This is a genomic window from Bacillus sp. SORGH_AS_0510 (assembly GCF_030818775.1).
GTDB lineage: Bacteria > Bacillota > Bacilli > Bacillales > Cytobacillaceae > Neobacillus.
Genome location: NZ_JAUTAU010000001.1, coordinates 3,424,448 through 3,441,533, shown reverse-complemented (window position 1 = coordinate 3,441,533; position 17,086 = coordinate 3,424,448). Strand labels below are relative to the sequence as shown.

General features: G+C 38.2%; 17 protein-coding genes. 14 read left to right on the top strand and 3 right to left on the bottom strand.

What is annotated here, in order from left to right; genetic code table 11:
• The first annotated feature begins 6 nt into the window (after positions 1-6).
• The 6 genes from QE429_RS17600 (at position 7) to QE429_RS17575 (ending at position 6,062) form a co-directional block, all read left to right on the top strand.
• Positions 7-1,743: a 2-oxoacid:acceptor oxidoreductase subunit alpha gene (locus QE429_RS17600; protein WP_307288803.1), complete on the top strand. Its 1,737-nt coding sequence runs from the start codon at positions 7-9 to the stop codon at positions 1,741-1,743.
• Complete coding sequence (locus QE429_RS17595) at positions 1,744-2,610, top strand: 2-oxoacid:ferredoxin oxidoreductase subunit beta (RefSeq protein ID WP_307288801.1); 867 nt, start codon at positions 1,744-1,746, stop codon at positions 2,608-2,610.
• Between the two features lie 315 nt (positions 2,611-2,925).
• A complete protein-coding gene (gene miaB / locus QE429_RS17590) occupies positions 2,926-4,470 on the top strand; it encodes a tRNA (N6-isopentenyl adenosine(37)-C2)-methylthiotransferase MiaB (protein ID WP_307288799.1) in 1,545 nt (514 codons plus the stop codon).
• A 1-nt stretch (position 4,471) separates the two neighbouring features.
• Entirely contained in the window at positions 4,472-4,924 is a 453-nt protein-coding gene (locus QE429_RS17585; RefSeq protein ID WP_307288797.1) for a YlbF/YmcA family competence regulator, read from the top strand.
• A 255-nt stretch (positions 4,925-5,179) separates the two neighbouring features.
• Complete coding sequence (locus tag QE429_RS17580) at positions 5,180-5,725, top strand: outer spore coat protein CotE (protein WP_307288795.1); 546 nt, start codon at positions 5,180-5,182, stop codon at positions 5,723-5,725.
• Between the two features lie 118 nt (positions 5,726-5,843).
• Entirely contained in the window at positions 5,844-6,062 is a 219-nt protein-coding gene (locus QE429_RS17575; RefSeq protein ID WP_373463209.1) for a hypothetical protein, read from the top strand.
• Here QE429_RS17575 and QE429_RS17570 read toward each other — a convergent pair.
• Entirely contained in the window at positions 6,059-6,613 is a 555-nt protein-coding gene (locus QE429_RS17570) for a GNAT family N-acetyltransferase (protein WP_307288792.1), read from the bottom strand. The genes QE429_RS17575 and QE429_RS17570 overlap by 4 nt on opposite strands.
• Positions 6,614-6,762: 149 nt before the next feature.
• On the opposite strand from QE429_RS17570, the gene QE429_RS17565 reads away from it, so the two are divergent.
• Positions 6,763-7,419: a protein kinase family protein gene (locus tag QE429_RS17565; RefSeq protein WP_307288790.1), complete on the top strand. Its 657-nt coding sequence runs from the start codon at positions 6,763-6,765 to the stop codon at positions 7,417-7,419.
• A gap of 28 nt (positions 7,420-7,447) precedes the next feature.
• Here QE429_RS17565 and QE429_RS17560 read toward each other — a convergent pair whose 3' ends face one another.
• Positions 7,448-8,365 carry a ketopantoate reductase family protein gene (locus QE429_RS17560; RefSeq protein WP_307288788.1) on the bottom strand — a complete coding sequence of 306 codons (918 nt, stop codon included), beginning with the start codon at positions 8,363-8,365 and terminating at the stop codon, positions 7,448-7,450.
• A gap of 153 nt (positions 8,366-8,518) precedes the next feature.
• On the opposite strand from QE429_RS17560, the gene QE429_RS17555 reads away from it, so the two are divergent.
• From QE429_RS17555 to fni, 6 genes are all read left to right on the top strand, one after another.
• Entirely contained in the window at positions 8,519-8,992 is a 474-nt protein-coding gene (locus QE429_RS17555; protein ID WP_307288786.1) for a flavin reductase family protein, read from the top strand.
• A gap of 120 nt (positions 8,993-9,112) precedes the next feature.
• Positions 9,113-10,366 (top strand): amidohydrolase family protein, encoded by a 1,254-nt coding sequence (locus QE429_RS17550; protein ID WP_307288784.1) that lies wholly within the window; start codon positions 9,113-9,115, stop codon positions 10,364-10,366.
• Between the two features lie 271 nt (positions 10,367-10,637).
• Complete coding sequence (locus QE429_RS17545; RefSeq protein ID WP_307288782.1) at positions 10,638-12,188, top strand: phytoene desaturase family protein; 1,551 nt, start codon at positions 10,638-10,640, stop codon at positions 12,186-12,188.
• Complete coding sequence (locus QE429_RS17540; RefSeq protein WP_307288780.1) at positions 12,179-13,621, top strand: phytoene desaturase family protein; 1,443 nt, start codon at positions 12,179-12,181, stop codon at positions 13,619-13,621. The genes QE429_RS17545 and QE429_RS17540 overlap by 10 nt, the downstream gene beginning before the upstream one ends.
• Positions 13,618-14,481: a phytoene/squalene synthase family protein gene (locus QE429_RS17535; protein WP_307288778.1), complete on the top strand. Its 864-nt coding sequence runs from the start codon at positions 13,618-13,620 to the stop codon at positions 14,479-14,481. The genes QE429_RS17540 and QE429_RS17535 overlap by 4 nt, the downstream gene beginning before the upstream one ends.
• A gap of 38 nt (positions 14,482-14,519) precedes the next feature.
• Positions 14,520-15,545, top strand: a complete 1,026-nt coding sequence (gene fni / locus QE429_RS17530) for a type 2 isopentenyl-diphosphate Delta-isomerase (RefSeq protein ID WP_307288776.1) — start codon at positions 14,520-14,522, stop codon at positions 15,543-15,545.
• A gap of 1 nt (position 15,546) precedes the next feature.
• Here fni and QE429_RS17525 read toward each other — a convergent pair whose 3' ends face one another.
• Positions 15,547-15,975: a hypothetical protein gene (locus QE429_RS17525; protein WP_307288774.1), complete on the bottom strand. Its 429-nt coding sequence runs from the start codon at positions 15,973-15,975 to the stop codon at positions 15,547-15,549.
• Positions 15,976-16,161: 186 nt separating this feature from the next.
• On the opposite strand from QE429_RS17525, the gene QE429_RS17520 reads away from it, so the two are divergent.
• Entirely contained in the window at positions 16,162-17,070 is a 909-nt protein-coding gene (locus QE429_RS17520) for a MerR family transcriptional regulator (protein WP_307288773.1), read from the top strand.
• The last annotated feature ends 16 nt before the right edge of the window (positions 17,071-17,086 follow it).

Here is a 17,086-nt window from a genome sequence, read left to right as displayed (position 1 = left end):
TAAGTCATGATCAATCAACTTTCGTGGAAAGTTGGCGGACAACAAGGGGAAGGTATTGAAAGTACTGGGGAAATCTTTGCAATCGCACTGAATCGCCTGGGTTATTACTTGTATGGTTATCGTCACTTTTCATCTCGTATTAAAGGCGGTCATACAAACAATAAAATCAGAGTAAGCACGACTGAAGTTCGTTCTATTTCTGACGATTTAGATATCCTTGTGGCCTTTGACCAAGAAACTATTGACGTAAACTACAAAGAGCTTCATAGCAAGGGTGTTATTTTAGCCGACTCCAAATTTGATCCAAAGAAACCTGAAGATACACAAGCTTCCTTGTATGCGGTTCCATTTACAGAAATTGCTACTGGACTAGGAACTTCATTAATGAAAAACATGGTTGCTATTGGTGCTACTTCTGCTGTTTTAGATTTGGAAATTCAAGTTTTTGAGGAAGTCGTACGTGAAATTTTCGGCAAAAAAGGCGATCAAGTTGTTTCCAAGAATATGGATGCAATTAAAGCCGGCTATGATTATATGAAAGAAAAACTTGGTACGGGTGTTCAAACTATGCAGCTTGAAAAAGCTGATGGTAAGAAACGTATGTTCATGATCGGAAACGATGCCATTGCACTAGGTGCTATCGCTGGTGGATGTCGTTTTATGGCTGCATACCCAATAACTCCAGCCTCTGAAATTATGGAGTATCTAATTAAAAAGCTACCTGCATTGGGCGGTACTGTAATCCAAACAGAAGATGAAATCGCAGCATGTACAATGGCTATTGGTGCGAACTACGCTGGTGTCCGTACAATCACAGCTTCTGCTGGTCCTGGATTATCCTTGAAAATGGAAGCAATTGGACTTTCTGGTATTACCGAAACTCCACTTGTTATCGTTGACACTCAACGTGGCGGTCCATCGACTGGATTACCAACAAAACAAGAACAATCAGACTTAATGGCAATGATTTATGGAACTCACGGTGAAATTCCAAAAATCGTTATGGCTCCAAGTACTGTTCAAGAGGCATTCTATGATACGGCTGAAGCATTTAACCTTGCTGAAGAATATCAATGCCCAGTAATCGTATTATCTGACCTTCAACTTTCATTAGGTAAACAAACCGTTGAACCATTAGATTTTAATAAAGTTGAAATCAGACGCGGTAAGCTAGTATCTGGTGACATCCCTGAAAACGAAAATAAGGGATACTTCAAACGTTATGAAGTAACTGAAGATGGTGTTTCTCCACGTGTAATCCCTGGTATGAAAAATGGTATCCACCATGTAACAGGTGTTGAGCACGATGAAACTGGTAAGCCATCTGAGTCTGCTCCAAACCGTATTGCTCAAATGGATAAGCGTTTCCGTAAGATTGAAAATATCCGATTTGATACACCAGTATACAAAAATGCCAAGCATGAAGATGCTGATGTATTATTTGTTGGTTTCAACTCAACACGTGGTGTAATCGAAGAAGCGATGACTCGCCTTGAGAAGGACGGATTAAAAGTAAACCATGCTCATGTTCGTTTAATTTATCCGTTCCCAACAGACGAAATGCTACCACTTGTACGTTCTGCTAAGAAGGTGGTTGTAGTTGAAAACAACGCGACTGGACAATTAGCGAATATCATGAAGATGAACGTTGGGCATGCAGAAAAGATTGTTAAGCATGTAAAATATGACGGGAATCCGTTCTTGCCTCATGAAGTTTATACAAAATGTAAGGAGTTGTTCTAAATGGCCACTTTTAAAGACTTTCGTAACAATGTAAAACCGAACTGGTGCCCTGGCTGTGGCGACTTCTCCGTACAAGCGGCAATGCAACGTGCTGCAGCAAATGTAGGCTTAGAACCCGAAAACCTAGCTGTTATTTCTGGTATCGGCTGTTCTGGACGTATTTCTGGTTACATTAATTCTTATGGTTTCCACGGAATTCATGGTCGTTCATTACCAATCGCACAAGGTGTTAAAATGGCGAATCGTGATTTAACTGTTATCGCATCCGGTGGTGACGGGGACGGTTTCGCTATCGGTATGGGACATACTATTCATGCCATCCGCCGAAATATTGACGTTACTTATGTGGTAATGGATAACCAAATCTATGGTTTAACAAAAGGTCAAACTTCTCCACGTTCTGCTGCTGGCTTTAAAACAAAGTCAACACCAAGTGGATCCATTGAACAAGCTATTTCACCAATGGAAATGGCTCTAACTGCAGGTGCAACATTTGTAGCACAAAGTTTTTCTACTGACCTTAAAGAACTTACTGCTCTTATTGAAGCAGGTATTAACCATAAAGGGTTCTCTTTAATCAACGTGTTCAGCCCGTGTGTAACGTACAACAAGGTCAACACATATGATTGGTTTAAAGAAAACTTAACTAAGCTTAGTGATGTTGAAGGATATGATCCTAACAGCCGTGAAATGGCTATGCAAACATTAATGAAGCATAATGGCCTAGTAACAGGTTTAATCTATCAAAATACAGAACGTCAATCATACCAAGAATTAATTAACGGGTACTCAGAGTCTCCGTTAACACAAGCGGAACTGAATTTAGACCAAAATTATTTTGATAAATTAGTTGCTGAATTTATGTAATGATCAGCAGGGATCCCGAGGAAATCGTTCCTCGGGATTTTTTATGGCTAAATAGTGAACTATATCACATATATTTTGCTTGGTTCCCATTACAATTATTAATTAGGATATTTTTTATTTTAGTTGATTAGTAAAGTCCTCTGAAACGGCCAGTTTACAGGGATTTCTATTGTTTTCATTAGCGTAAACCTTTATACTATAATAATGTGCAGATTACCCAAAAATGTTATTATTTCGAGCACATATTGTAATAATGAACAATAATACAAGCCATCTGTTGATGTTAATTATGTAAGAAAGGGGATTTTGAACCAAATGAATGAAAAGCAACGTCTAGAAAGTCAACAAATAGAAGCAGCTAATTCTTCGGACAAAAAATCCGCCAAGGATTACAGCAAGTATTTTGAACAGGTTATTACCGCACCTTCATTAAAAGAAGCAAAGAAACGTGGCAAAGAAGAAGTAAAGTATCACAATGATTTTGCAATTCCAGAAGAGTTTCGAGGCATGGGAGAAGGTAGAAAGTTTTACATCCGTACGTATGGATGTCAAATGAACGAGCATGACACAGAGGTTATGGCTGGGATCTTTTTAGCATTAGGGTACGAGCCGACTGACAGCACGGAAGATGCAAATGTAATTTTGCTAAATACTTGTGCGATTCGTGAAAATGCAGAAAATAAGGTGTTTGGCGAGTTAGGGCATCTCAAAGCACTAAAATTGGAAAAACCGGATTTACTTTTAGGTGTTTGTGGATGTATGTCTCAGGAAGAGTCCGTTGTTAACAAGATTTTAAAGACATATAACCAAGTTGATATGATTTTTGGTACTCATAATATTCATCGTCTGCCACACATCCTTCATGAGGCATATATGTCAAAAGAGATGGTTGTAGAGGTATGGTCTAAGGAAGGAGACGTTATTGAAAACCTTCCTAAAGTACGTCGTGGTAAGATTAAAGCATGGGTTAACATTATGTATGGCTGTGATAAGTTCTGTACGTATTGTATTGTTCCGTATACACGCGGTAAGGAGCGCAGCCGTAGACCAGAAGAAATCATTCAGGAAGTACGTCATTTGGCAGCACAGGGTTATCAGGAGGTTACACTCTTAGGTCAAAACGTGAATGCCTATGGTAAAGATTTAGAAGGAATGAACTACGGTCTAGGTGACCTAATGGATGAATTACGTAAAATTGATATTCCAAGAATTCGTTTTACAACAAGCCATCCTCGTGATTTTGATGATCATTTAATTGAAGTTCTAGCTAAAGGCGGCAACTTAATGGATCATATCCACTTGCCGGTCCAATCAGGTTCAACTGATGTATTAAAAATTATGGCTCGTAAATATACAAGAGAACAATATTTAGAGCTTGTTAGAAAAATTAAAGCGGCGATTCCAAATGTTGCTTTGACCACTGATATTATTGTGGGATATCCAAATGAAACGGACGAGCAGTTTGAAGAGACAATGTCGCTCTACCGTGAAGTAGGGTATGAATTGGCTTATACATTTATTTATTCTCCACGTGAAGGCACACCTGCTGCCAAGATGGAAGATAATGTCCCAATGGAAGTTAAGAAAGAACGCCTTCAGCGTCTAAATAAGCTTGTAAATGACCTATCATTAGAAGCAATGAAAAAGCATGAAGGCCAGATCCTTGATGTACTGATCGAAGGAGAGAGTAAGAACAATCCTGAGGTGCTTGCGGGTTATACAACAAGAAATAAGCTTGTCAATGTTGTTGCACCAAAGTCTACAATCGGTAAAATTATCAAGGTGAAAATTACAGAAGCAAAAACATGGTCATTAAACGGAGAAATGGTGGAAGAATTAGAACCAGCAGAGGTGAAGTAAAGTGGCGAAGTATACAAAAGATGATATCGTCGCTCGTGCAACAGAACTTGCACGTATGATAGCGGAAACTGAGGAAGTTGATTTATTTAAACGAGCAGAAGCTCACATTCATGAGAATCCAAAAGTAAAAACATTAATCTCAGATATTAAAGGATTACAAAAACAGGCAGTAAATCTTCAACATTACGGAAAACCAGAAGCATTAAAGCGCGTGGAAGACAAGATTGCTTCAATTGAGCAAGAATTAGATGAAATTCCTGTAGTTCAGGATTTCAAGCAATCTCAATTGGAAGTGAATGAATTGTTGCAATTAATTGCATCAACGATTTCTAATACTGTCACTGATGAAATTATTATTTCAACAGGTGGCGATGTCTTAGCAGGCGAAACAGGTTCCAGTCTAAAAAATGGCGGATCTTGCGATGGCCATGATGATTGTGATCATCAACATTAAATATTAATTATAGAGGCTGACTCTCATTAGAGTCAGCCTCTTTTTCTTTATGGGTGTTCGACTATACTCCTTCAATGCAATCTGTATAATACACCTCCATTTTATAAGTACGGGCTATAGAGGCACACACCAATAAATCCCGCATAAAATGAACTATGACTAAACTTTTAACCAGCATTCACAAAATTATATATCACACTAGTCTATAAATTAGCATAGGATGAAATGAAACTGAATGAGGAGGGTTCGCGCGAAATGGGAGAATATAGAGAGATAATAACGAAGGCCGTAGTCGCAAAAGGACGTAAATTCACCCAGTCCAATCATACGATTAGCCCGGCGCATAGTCCAACAAGTATTCTTGGCTGTTGGATTATCAACCATAAATACAACGCGAAAAAAGTAGGTAAGACAGTAGAGATTCATGGTTACTATGATATCAACTTATGGTACTCGTATAATGATAACACGAAAACAGAAGTTGTTACTGAGCGGGTACAATATACTGACGTAATTAAGTTAAAATACCGTGATCATGACTGCCTCGATGATAATGAGATTTGTGCTAAAGTGCTGCAACAGCCTAATTGTGTGGAAGCAGTCATTTCCCCTAACGGTAACAAAATCATCGTACACGTCGAAAGGGAGTTCCTTGTAGAAGTAATTGGCGAAACAAAAGTTTGTGTTCGTGTTAGTTCTGAGGGCTGCAAAGACTGTGACGATGAGTGGGGATTAGATGTAGACGACGAAGAATTCGAGGATCTGAATCCCGAGTTCTTAGTCGGCTCCGAAGAAGAGTAAGGACACTAGGAAGGTAAAACTTCCTAGTTTTTTTCTTTTTATAAATTGCTTTGGATTTGGAAATTTTGTGAATGCTTAACTGACATTATCAGCAAGCTATTTCTAGGAGGTGTTTGTGTTGGAACCAAGACAACCTGGAAATAAGAAGATGCCTGATTTTGACGAATTAAATGACAGGATGATTGCTGAAAGATCTTCTTCACCGATGTTAGTTATCAAAACTAATTTAGACCCTGAGAATCCTTCGGAGGAAAACCCTTATTATCAGAAGGGAAATGCTCAGGATAAAGAAGCAATGAACAATTTTTTCGGGGATAAAAGAAGCCAGGAAAGTTAATCTTCCTGGCTTTTTCTCCATTCAGTTTGCAATAACGATAACACACATGTATCATGAAATGCATCATTTTGGTGAATATACCCTCGGAGAACCCCTTCTTTTGTAAAACCTTGTTTCAATAGTAAATGGATAGATGCTTCATTCTCTGGAAAAACAACTGCACCGATCCGAAACAAATTTAATTGATCAAAGCTAAACGATAATACTTCTTTAATCGCTTCAGAGGCATAGCCCATTCTCCAAAAGGAAGGATGAAGTTCATAGCCAATTTCTGCTCTTTTATTATTCATATGTAATGCATTTAAACCAACTGTACCAATAATTCTTTGATTTTCTTTTATCTTAATTCCCCAACGGATTCCTCTTTTTTCTTGAAAGTTTTTTTGAAACAGGTCAATTAATTTAGAAGCTTCTGCTGGAAGGGTAAAACGATTCGTTCCGTAAAAACGTGTTACTTCTTCTAGAGATAAAACCTCGAAAATGGACTCAACATGCTGATGTGTTATTTCAATTAACTTCAGTCTCTTCGTTTCTAAAATGGGAAAATTCACAGTATCCCCTCACTTTTAAATGATGAACAAATTATACTATTTTTTAAGTTTACTATGGTTTTTATCTACTGAAAAGACAGTTGAAGAAAAACGATAAAAACATTATGCTTTAGGTAATATGAACGGAAGTGTAGAGAAGGTGAGTACGGTTGCAAATCGCACAATATATAAAACTAATAGAAAATGAATTATTAACAAAGATTGAATTACGATCACCAAGTCCATTCGACCCTATTATTGTTAAAAATCGCTCGAAATCATGGAGAACGATTGGCAGTGGAAATTACGCAGGCGTTTTTTCACATGAGTCAAATCCTAATTGGGTAGTAAAAATTTATGGACGGAATCCTGAAGAATTAAAGAAGGAGATCAAAGTATATCAAAAATTAGGCCAACATCCATCCTTTTCAACACTCTATCAATATGGAGATAATTTTCTGATTTTAAAAAAACTAGAGGGGATCACCTTATTTGATGCAGTGGTTAAAGGTGTTGCGATTCCGGAAACGGTTATACAAGATATTGATGCTGGATTGGAATATGCAAGAAGGGTGGGATTGAATCCTTTTGATGTGCATGGGAAAAACGTGGTGATGCATAATGGGAGAGGGTATATCGTAGATGTATCTGATTTCTATAAACAGGGTGTGTGCCATAAATGGAGGGATTTAAAAAAAGCATATTATAAAATATATAGACCCTACCTTTTTAAATATCATCCGCCCATTCCTTTTTTTATCGTCGACGGGGTAAGAAAAGGCTACCGTCTTTACAGGAAATTTAAAAAGAAAAAGGGAAATAAGTAATGGAATGCTTATTCCCCTTTTTCTTTCATTAAAGATTCATGGTTTCATAGACTTTTAAATTCTGGTAAATAACTTTTAGAGTGGGTACATCCATATTATTTTTGCTGGCAAGGTTTAATAAATACCCGTAAAGATGGCCGGCTTCTATTGGCAAATTCTTTTCCATATCTCGTTGGAGCGAGGATTTCATTTCATAATTCATAGCCATAAGCCTATTAAGTTGTATTTCTTCAATACTTTCTGGCAATGGCGCATTAACACTTCTCATAATTGCAGCCGCCTCAGTTAGCACCTTCTCGATGGTGTTTAAGCCTTCATTATTTTCTAGAATGGGTCCGATAGGAGAACGGAACAAAGATGTAATACCAGACAGTGTAGAAATAAATAAATATTTGACCCACATGTCCTGTTTAATTTTTTCAGATAAGAGAAAATTGGCTTTTGTTTCTGAAAAAGTCTTCTCTAAACGTGTAATCCTGACTGTTTTCTCTCCATTTCGTTCACCATAGACTAGGTCATGGATAGGACTAGTTTGGATGATGGTTCCATTCTGATCCAGCGTAGACTCGACAAAGCATAGCCCGCCTAGGACATTTTTCTCATCAAATGACTCTATAAGTTTATCGATGTGAGACATTCCATTTAAGAGAGGGAGAATCATCGTATCTTTTCCTATGTATGGTCGCATGTCTTTAATAGCTGAATCAAGGTGGTAAGCCTTTGTGGATAACAAAATAACATCAAAGTGCCCTGCTTCCTCTCCTGAGAGAAGGAGCTGTGGTGTAAGCTTTACGTTGCCATGAATGCTTTGGATAGTAAGACCATGTTGTTCTAGTTGTTTTTTTCTATTTTCCCGTACGAGAAAGGTAACATTTTCGCCTTTTTCAGCTAAACGCCCTCCGAAATATCCTCCGACGGCCCCAGCTCCAACAACCAATATTCTCACGATGAAAACCTCCAATTTTTTAAAAGGTGTTAAATTAATAGTAGCACAATTCTAAAAAAATGAAGGAAAAAATGCACGAATCCCCTTGTAGCCTAATTAATCAGCATAAAAGAGTGAATCAATTCGTAAGTTTCACTAAGAGGAGGGGATGAAATGGATGATCGTCAATTTAGAAATGCAATGGGTAAATTTGCTACAGGAATAACCGTTGTAGCTACAGAGGTAAATGGCATAGTAAGTGGCATGACGGCTAATGCGTTTATGTCTGTATCACTTCAACCAAGATTAGTAGTGGTATCTATTGCTGAAAAGGCTAAAATACTTGAGAAAATTAAGCAAAGTAATATGTTCACGGTTAATATTCTCGCTGCCGACCAACAGGAACTTTCTATGATTTTTGCAGGACAAGTGAAGGAACATCGGGAAGTGGTGTTTGACTATCTTGATGGAAAGCCTGTTTTGTCAGGGGCGGTTGCGCAGATTGCCTGCGAGGTATCTGCAGAACATATAGAAGGGGATCATACCTTGTTTATTGGCAAAGTAACAGATATCCACATTGGTGAAGGGGAGCCTTTGCTTTATTTTAGCGGACGGTACAGAACCTTATCTAATGAAGTAAAAAACTAAAAGACTCATAGAGTAGTGCCGACTTTCTTTTGAGTTAGCACTACTCTTTTGTAGTTCAAAATTAGTTCATGTTGTACAATTGAATGGTAAGTTTGGAAAATTAAGACATGGAGTGAAGACATGCTTTTAAAAAATGCTAGTTATTTAGATGAAAATTGGAATATAGTGACAGGTGACCTCATCATCGAGGATGGAGTCATAAAACTAGGATATGAAAACAATAGTGAAAATGATGATAATCTAATAGATTGCCATGACTACATAATTATTCCCGGTCTATTTAATGCTCATTTTCACGGATATTCCTTGTTAGCCAAAGGACTTGCTAAGGAGATGAAGATAGAATCTTGGTGTAATGATACGGTACAAGGGAAGATTCAAACAAAATTTTTCGAAAATCTAGATCAACTATCTTCTGAGGAATATGAGTCGGTCTGCCTTAAAGCAAACGCAGAGATGGTGAAGAACGGAATTACCTTCGTGAGTGAAAATGAACCAGCCTATTGGCCTGAGTTAGTAGCTGGAGCGATTGAAAAAATAGGGATGCGCGGGATATTAGATACACATACAAATATAGAAGATTACTATCAAAAAAATGTGGGGAACGTCTCGTTCGGAACTCATTTACTAGAAGAGGAAGATATAACGGAAGAAACGTTAGAAGAATGTGTTCGGAAGAAACGTGAGTTTGATAGCATTTACATGACTCACTGCATGGAGAATGATTGGAGAAAGGATATTATTTACAAGAATTTTGAAAGATCCTCCTTAGAGTTATATAACGAGAAGGGTCTATTGGATGAGAAAACAGTCCTTTATCATGGGGTCCATATGAACGAGAAGGATATTGAGATTGTTGCAGAAGCTAATGCCTCGGTCGTCCACTGTCCTAATTCTAACTTATGGTCTGGTGCTGGAATGGCACCAATTAGTAGTATGCTTGAAAAAGGGGTAAACGTCTGTCTTGGAACGGATTTTGGGAGCGTCGATATTTGGGAAACGATGAAAACTTCCTACTATTTATTAAAATTAGGCAGTCCGTTCAATCGTTACCAGGCAGTAGATATCTTTATGATGGCAACGGTGAACGGTGCAAAGGCTTACCAACAAAAGCGGTTAGGAGCAATTAAGGAAGGTTACAAAGCAGACTTGGTGTTTATTAAAAAGGATTCGTTGATTCCGCAGGTAAATAGGGAGGAATTCTCTACCATCGTTCATAACCTTTTATTTGAAACAAGAGTAGAGCACATTCGTCATGTAATGATAGATGGTAAATGGGTGATGTTTGATCGTGTACTATTAACAATGGATGAAAAAGAATTAGATAAAAACTTTATCAACGTGTTGGAAAAGGTTTATAATTCCATCATTTAAAGAATAATAGAGCGTCGAGCGATAAGCAATTTAACAATAACTTATAGATAATGTAAAAGGTCTCTTCCATTGAACTGGAAGAGGCCTTTTATTGTTTACGGATTATACAAACGTTGTACAAAGATATATAAGTTAATCCGAGTTTAAAAAGTAATTTCGACTTCGGAGGGTAAAATAGGAAAATTTATTGTATAACTTTTTATTAAAAACATTGTACAAAAGTTATACAATATGTATAATCTAAATAAACTGATAAAGGAGGTGGCGATACTTGAGCAAGAGTAAAAAAGTAACAGTCATTGGTGCAGGACCAGGAGGATTAGCTGTTTCCATGCTACTGGCAGCTAAAGGGTATGAGGTAGTGATCTATGAGAAACAGGCTTATATTGGAGGGCGTACTTCCCGATTAACTTTGGGAGACTACAACTTTGATTTAGGACCCACCTTTTTTATGATGCCAAGCATTCTGGAAGAAATCTTTCAGATGTCGGGACGCCAATTACAAGACTACGTTGAGATACAAGAAATCAATCCATTATATACATTGAAATTTAATAATTTATCATTTTCACCTACGCGAAATTATCAAGAAATGATTCACGAAATGGAAAGGATATTCCCTGGTAATGGAGCTGGATACGATCAATTCATGAAGATCGAAGGTGAAAAGTTTGAACGGGTAACTAAGTTGCTTCAACAGCCATTTACAAAAATAACCGATCTTATTACAAGAAATATGGTGTCAGCCCTCCCAAAATTAAATGCTTTTGATACCGTTTATGGCCGTTTATCTAATTATTTCAATGATGAGAGGCTGAAATGGGCCTTTTCCTTTCAAGCAAAGTATCTGGGGATGTCACCCTGGGAATGTCCGGGAACCTTTACCATTCTTTCTTATTTAGAACACCGTTATGGATTGTTTCATCCAATTGGAGGAGTGAATCAGCTGTGTGATGCAATGGCAAAAGTGATTAAGGAGTATGGAGGGAAAATTTATACGGGAACTGGTGTTAAGCAAGTGTTGGTTAAGGAGAAGAAGGCAGTAGGAGTTCTTCTTGAAAACGGAGAAGTGGTTCCTTCAGATGATGTCATAATTAATGCTGATTTCGGCCATGCAGCAACTAACCTTTTTCAACAAAGTGATTTAAAGAAATATCGCAAAGAGAATCTCGAAAAAAAGAAACTTTCTTGCTCCACTTTTATGCTGTATTTGGGCATTGATAAACCGTTGCATATGCCGCATCACACTATTCTTTTTGCAGAGGATTATAAACAGAACGTAGACGAGATGACCAAGGAGATGAAATTATCTGAAGATCCATCCATTTATGTTCACAATCCATCAAAGCTTGACCCAACTTTAGCGCCAGAAGGTAAGTCAGCTTTATATGTGCTTATGCCAGTTCCTAATTTACAGTCAGATATTAATTGGGAGGAACAAAAGCAAGGTATAAGGGAAAAGATCCTGTCTCGTCTTGAACAAGAGCCTGAATTACAAGATATTAGAGCGCATATTGAAGTGGAAAAAATCATTACGCCACTTGATTGGCAAAACGAAATATACGTCTATAAAGGAGCAACGTTTAGTCTTGCTCACAACCTTAGTCAAATGATGTACTTCCGTCCCCATAATAAATTTGAGGATGTAGACCATTGTTACTTGGTAGGAGGAGGAACCCACCCTGGCAGTGGCTTACCAACCATTTTTGAATCAGCCAAAATCAGTGCGACTCTATTAAACCATCAATATATGGAAACTACTACCATGAATAAAGAGAAGCAACAAGCTTTAGACCGGAGGGAGCCTGAATTATGGATATAGCCATTGTAGGTGCAGGGGTCGGTGGGTTAGTATCTGCCTTGCTCCTTTCCAGAAAGGGACACCAAGTAACCATTTATGAAAAGGAAAACCATGTAGGTGGCAGACTGACCTACCAAGAGAACGGCCGCTACCGAATTGACCAGGGGCCAACGATCGTCCTTTTACCGGAACTTTTGTTAAGTGTTTTAGAAGAGGCTGGGATACCGAAAGAAGAGGTTCCGTTGCTTCCGTGTGAACCATTATATGATCTTCATTTTCATGATGGTACAACGTTTACGAAGTATAGAGATTTACCAACACAGCTTAGAGAATTAGAGTTGAAGTTTCCTGGGGAATCAAAAAATCTATTAAAATACCTTTCAGATATGGCTACCGTCTTCGAATTAGGGATGGAAGCATTTCTGGGCAAGACATTTAAAGGGAAGCAAGACTTCTTAACGATAGAAAATATTAAACTTTTAGCACAATCCAAAGCATACAAAACCTTAAAGAATTTTAATGCCTCATATTTTTCTCATCCTAAACTTCAAGAGGCTTACTCTTTACAATCTTTATATATTGGCGGATCGCCGTATGAAGTGCCGGCATTATACGGATTAGTTTCTTATAGTGAACATGCCCATGGTATTTGGTATTTAAAGGGAGGATACGCGAGTCTTATTCCGATACTAGAAAGTGCCTGTAAAAAGCAAGGAGTTAAAATAAAACTCCAATCAAAAGTGGACCGCCTGCTGATTGAGGAACACGTATGCAAAGGTTTGTCTGTGGATAACAAAACGAATCTCTATGATGCTGTTATTTTTAATGGCGATTTTCCTCATTTGTATACCCTGATCGAAAAAAAGAAAACGGGGAAGAAATTTATCCCTTCCTCTGGTTGTGTGTTGGTTTATCTTGGTGTGTCCGAGAGATTTCCGCAGGCAAAGGCACACCAATTCTTTTTGCCGAAGGATTTTGAAAAAAATATGACGGAAGTGTTTAAAACGAAAAAAGTACCTGAAGATCCATCCTATTATGTTTTTAATCCAGTTGCATTAGAGGATGAAGCAGCTCCATCAGGGGAAAGTGTTCTCTATTTTCTTATTCCAGTTCCATCAGGAGAGCAAATTGATTGGGAAACATCAGGACCAATGCTGGCTGAGCAGGTGTTAACAAGAGCAGAAAAACATTTTCCAGGATTGCGAAAAGCGGTGGAATGGATGGAGATTAGGACCCCGGCAGATTCCATTCGTGATGGCTTATATCAAGGGGGAAGCTTTGGAATTGCCCCTAGTTTATTTCAATCAGGAGGATTTAGACCGCAGATATCACCTTTTAAGATTGATAGATTGTACAGCGTGGGTGCCTCTATCCACCCTGGCGGTGGAATACCGATTGTTCTACAAGGGGCGCGACTATTAAGTGAGCTAATAGAAAAGGAGTTGAGAGTGTGATTGATTCAAACTTAATTTCAGCCTGTGAGGAATTGATGAAAAAGCATTCTGCAAGCTTTTATTCAGCTTTTCGATTTTTGCCTTCACCAAGAAAAGAAGCAGTGTTTGTAATCTATGCATTTTGTAGAATGATTGATGACTCTGTAGATGAGCCGGAATCCTCCCCTTATACATTAAGCGAATTAGAAACATTATTCGATCATTTGGATAGTGCAGAAGGTCATTTTATCTGGCCATGTTTAAGGTGGCTTTTTAGCAGTTTTCCTATTTCAAAGGCCCCCTTTTTTAAGCAAATATCCGGTCAGAAAATGGATGCTACTCTAACACACTATGAAACAATGGAAGAACTCGAATTATACTGTGAAAGAGTCGCAGGTTCTGTTGGGGAGATGCTTCTGCCTGTTCTTCATGACCACCCTTCAAGTGAGGTGGAACTTGCGGGAGTCTATCTTGGAAAAGCAATGCAGATTGTGAACATTATCCGGGATGTAGGAGAAGATCAACATAGGGGACGTCGTTATATACCGAGACAATGGTTAGATCAATATCATTATTCACAAGCAGAGTTTGATACGAGGATCGTCAATTTTCGCTTCAAACGTATGCTGACTGGTTTGATGAATGTGGCTGAGGAATGGTTTTCAAGGGGATTAGAAAACATTGATACCTATCCTGAAAAGAGTGCCTTCGCAATAAAATTAGCTGCCGGTTATTATGCAGCAATTATGGAAGCTGTAAGACAAAATGAATATCAAGTGTATACAAAACGAGCAATCGTGAGTGATAAGAAAAAGAAATTGATTCTTTTAGGAACTCTTCAAGGTTCCGACCAACAAGCGGTTCATTCTATTGAAGCCTAATAACATACCATAGTGTTTAGAAGGGAGGAAAATACGTTTTGGGTACAAATACAGATATCAATCAAAGAAAGGACGATCATATTCACCTTTGTTTACATGAGGAGGTAACTGGCAGGGGAATCAGTACTGGGTTTGAGCAATTCAGATTTATTCATCAAGCCTTGCCAGAAATAAATTTCTCAGACATTAACACAGAATCCTTTTTCTTAGGAAAAAGAATAAAGATGCCGTACTTAATTAGCTCCATGACTGGAGGAACAGAGATGGCATATTCAATTAATAAAAACTTGGCTCAGGCTGCACAAGAGAAGGGATGGGCTTTAGGGTTAGGTTCCGCTAGAGCAGCTGTAGAAAGCCCTGCCCAAGTGTACACCTTTCAAGTCAGAAAATATGCCCCGGACATTCCTATTATCGCAAATATAGGTGCGGTTCAGCTTAACAATGGATTTGGTATTGACGAATGTAAGCGAGTAGTGGATATGTCTGAAGCGGATGCACTTGTTCTTCATCTCAATAGTCTCCAGGAACTAATACAGCCTGAAGGGAATACAAACTTTAAAGGTCTTTTTAAGAAAATAGAGGTACTTTGTCAAGAATTCCCTCTTCCCATTGGCATTAAGGAAGTAGGCTGGGGGATTAATGGTGTGTTGGCAAAACGTTTTTTTGAAGCAGGGGTATCTTTTATCGATTTGGCTGGAGCAGGAGGAACAAGTTGGAGTCAAGTGGAGAAACTACGATCGAGTGATTCTCTGAAAATAGCTGTTGCAGAGGCCTTGAAAGATTGGGGGCTTTCTACTACTGATTGTCTTATAGATGTGAAAAGCCAATCAGCAATGGGGACGACCATTGCAAGCGGTGGCTTAAAAAATGGAGTGGAGGCTGCCAAGGCCATTGCCCTTGGTGCAGACTTAGTTGGATTTGGAAGGTCCATCCTTCTAGAGTCTGTTGATTCATTGATTCAGAGATTTACGCAATTAGAATGGGAATTAAAGGCTGCCATGTTTGGTATTGGAACGGATTCAATTGACAGCCTAAAAAATACAAAGTGGATTAAAAGACTATAAGTTACCTATTTTTTAATAGAAATCCTAATAGCCCACCATATAAGGAATGGCCCAAAAGCCAATACCCGAAAGCGGGAAGATTGGTTAAGGATGGGGTACGGTTTGATAAAGCAGTTGTAGGATAAAGTAGGACTCCGATTACTAAACTTAATAGGATTACGAGTAGGATTCTTTTAATGGTGGGGAGACTTTTTTTATTAAAGATAAATAATAAGCTTATGCTAATAACAACCGAAATGAACAAATGGATACTAAATTCAATGATTTCAGGTAGCTTATAATGTTGGAGGATAGGAACATAGTCCACATTTAACAACAAAGTATAAACTTTTATAGAAGTTGTTACTTCAACCACTTTCAAAAATAAACCCAAAAACACACCAGAAATCAACCCAGCAAGGATCGCCTTATATACTTGTCGTTTTTCCAATGGATGCCCTCATTTCCTTATTCCACCACAATGGATTTTCTTTTATTATCTTTAGTTAATTGAGGTATGTCAAATGTTTGTATAGTTATTTTTCTAGCGTTGTACAAGGTTATAGCTTGGTATATACTGGACTAAATAGTCATGAGAAGTTTTTTCCACCATGCCGAGAGGATGAAATAAATAGAGATGAATATCGAAAATGCAACCTATTCGATCCAACAAGTATCTGAAATTACAGGATTGTCAAAACAGGTCATTCGTAAATGGGAAGAAAGATATCAAATTGTTACGCCTGAAAGATTAGAAAATGGATATCGGATATATAGTGATGTAGATATTAATACCATAATGAAAGTAAAAGGATTGGTTGACCAGGGACATACCGTCAAACAAGCTGCATATCTTGTAGAGAAGGGCGGTTCTCCAGCCGATCATAGTCTATTGGATGCTGGCTGGAAAAAGAAAAATCAATATGAAGAGTTAAATGAATTTGTGCTTGATTTACTTAAGGAAGGTACCCACTGTAATGAATCCGCAATGAATCTCATTCTCCAACAAGCCTATCATCAAAAAGGGTTGGAATTTTTCATTCAATCTGTAGTGATTCCGTTTTTACACGAGGTAGGAAATCGATGGGAAAAGGGACAATGGGGGGAATATCAAGAATCGCTTGCAAGCCTAACAGTCCGAGATTTTCTTGTGCAATTGAGGAGAAATTTTAAGTACAGGGAAAATGCCCCCACCCTTTTAGGTGCCTGTTTGCCGTACGAACAACACGAAGTTCCAGTTCTTATCCTCCTTATTCAAGCTATGTTAAAGGGATGGAAAACGATTTTAATAGGTGCTTCCCCAGCAGAAGGGTCCATTGAAAAGACGGTTCAAAAATTGGAGCCAGATAAAGTGATCTTGTCAGCTACCACGACTTTTCCTTTTGAACAGGACCCATCGATAATAACTAAGCTTGACAGGTTTGCCTCTGATTGTAAGAAGACTCAGTTTTACATAGGGGGACCTGGGGCCGTAACATATCTGGCAAACAGAAGCCAGCTACAGTATATTCACTTAACTCACACATTAGATGAGGTATTCGTATAAAACGGGATGGAGAGAC

Bases quoted from the DNA above. Each gene is read 5' to 3' on its own strand.
- QE429_RS17600 (WP_307288803.1), top strand. From the start codon at position 7: ATGATCAATCAACTTTCGTGGAAAGTTGGCGGACAACAAGGGGAAGGT.
- QE429_RS17595 (WP_307288801.1), top strand. From the start codon at position 1,744: ATGGCCACTTTTAAAGACTTTCGTAACAATGTAAAACCGAACTGGTGC.
- miaB (WP_307288799.1), top strand. From the start codon at position 2,926: ATGAATGAAAAGCAACGTCTAGAAAGTCAACAAATAGAAGCAGCTAAT.
- QE429_RS17580 (WP_307288795.1), top strand. From the start codon at position 5,180: ATGGGAGAATATAGAGAGATAATAACGAAGGCCGTAGTCGCAAAAGGA.
- QE429_RS17555 (WP_307288786.1), top strand. From the start codon at position 8,519: ATGGATGATCGTCAATTTAGAAATGCAATGGGTAAATTTGCTACAGGA.
- QE429_RS17550 (WP_307288784.1), top strand. From the start codon at position 9,113: ATGCTTTTAAAAAATGCTAGTTATTTAGATGAAAATTGGAATATAGTG.
- QE429_RS17540 (WP_307288780.1), top strand. From the start codon at position 12,179: ATGGATATAGCCATTGTAGGTGCAGGGGTCGGTGGGTTAGTATCTGCC.
- QE429_RS17520 (WP_307288773.1), top strand. From the start codon at position 16,162: ATGAATATCGAAAATGCAACCTATTCGATCCAACAAGTATCTGAAATT.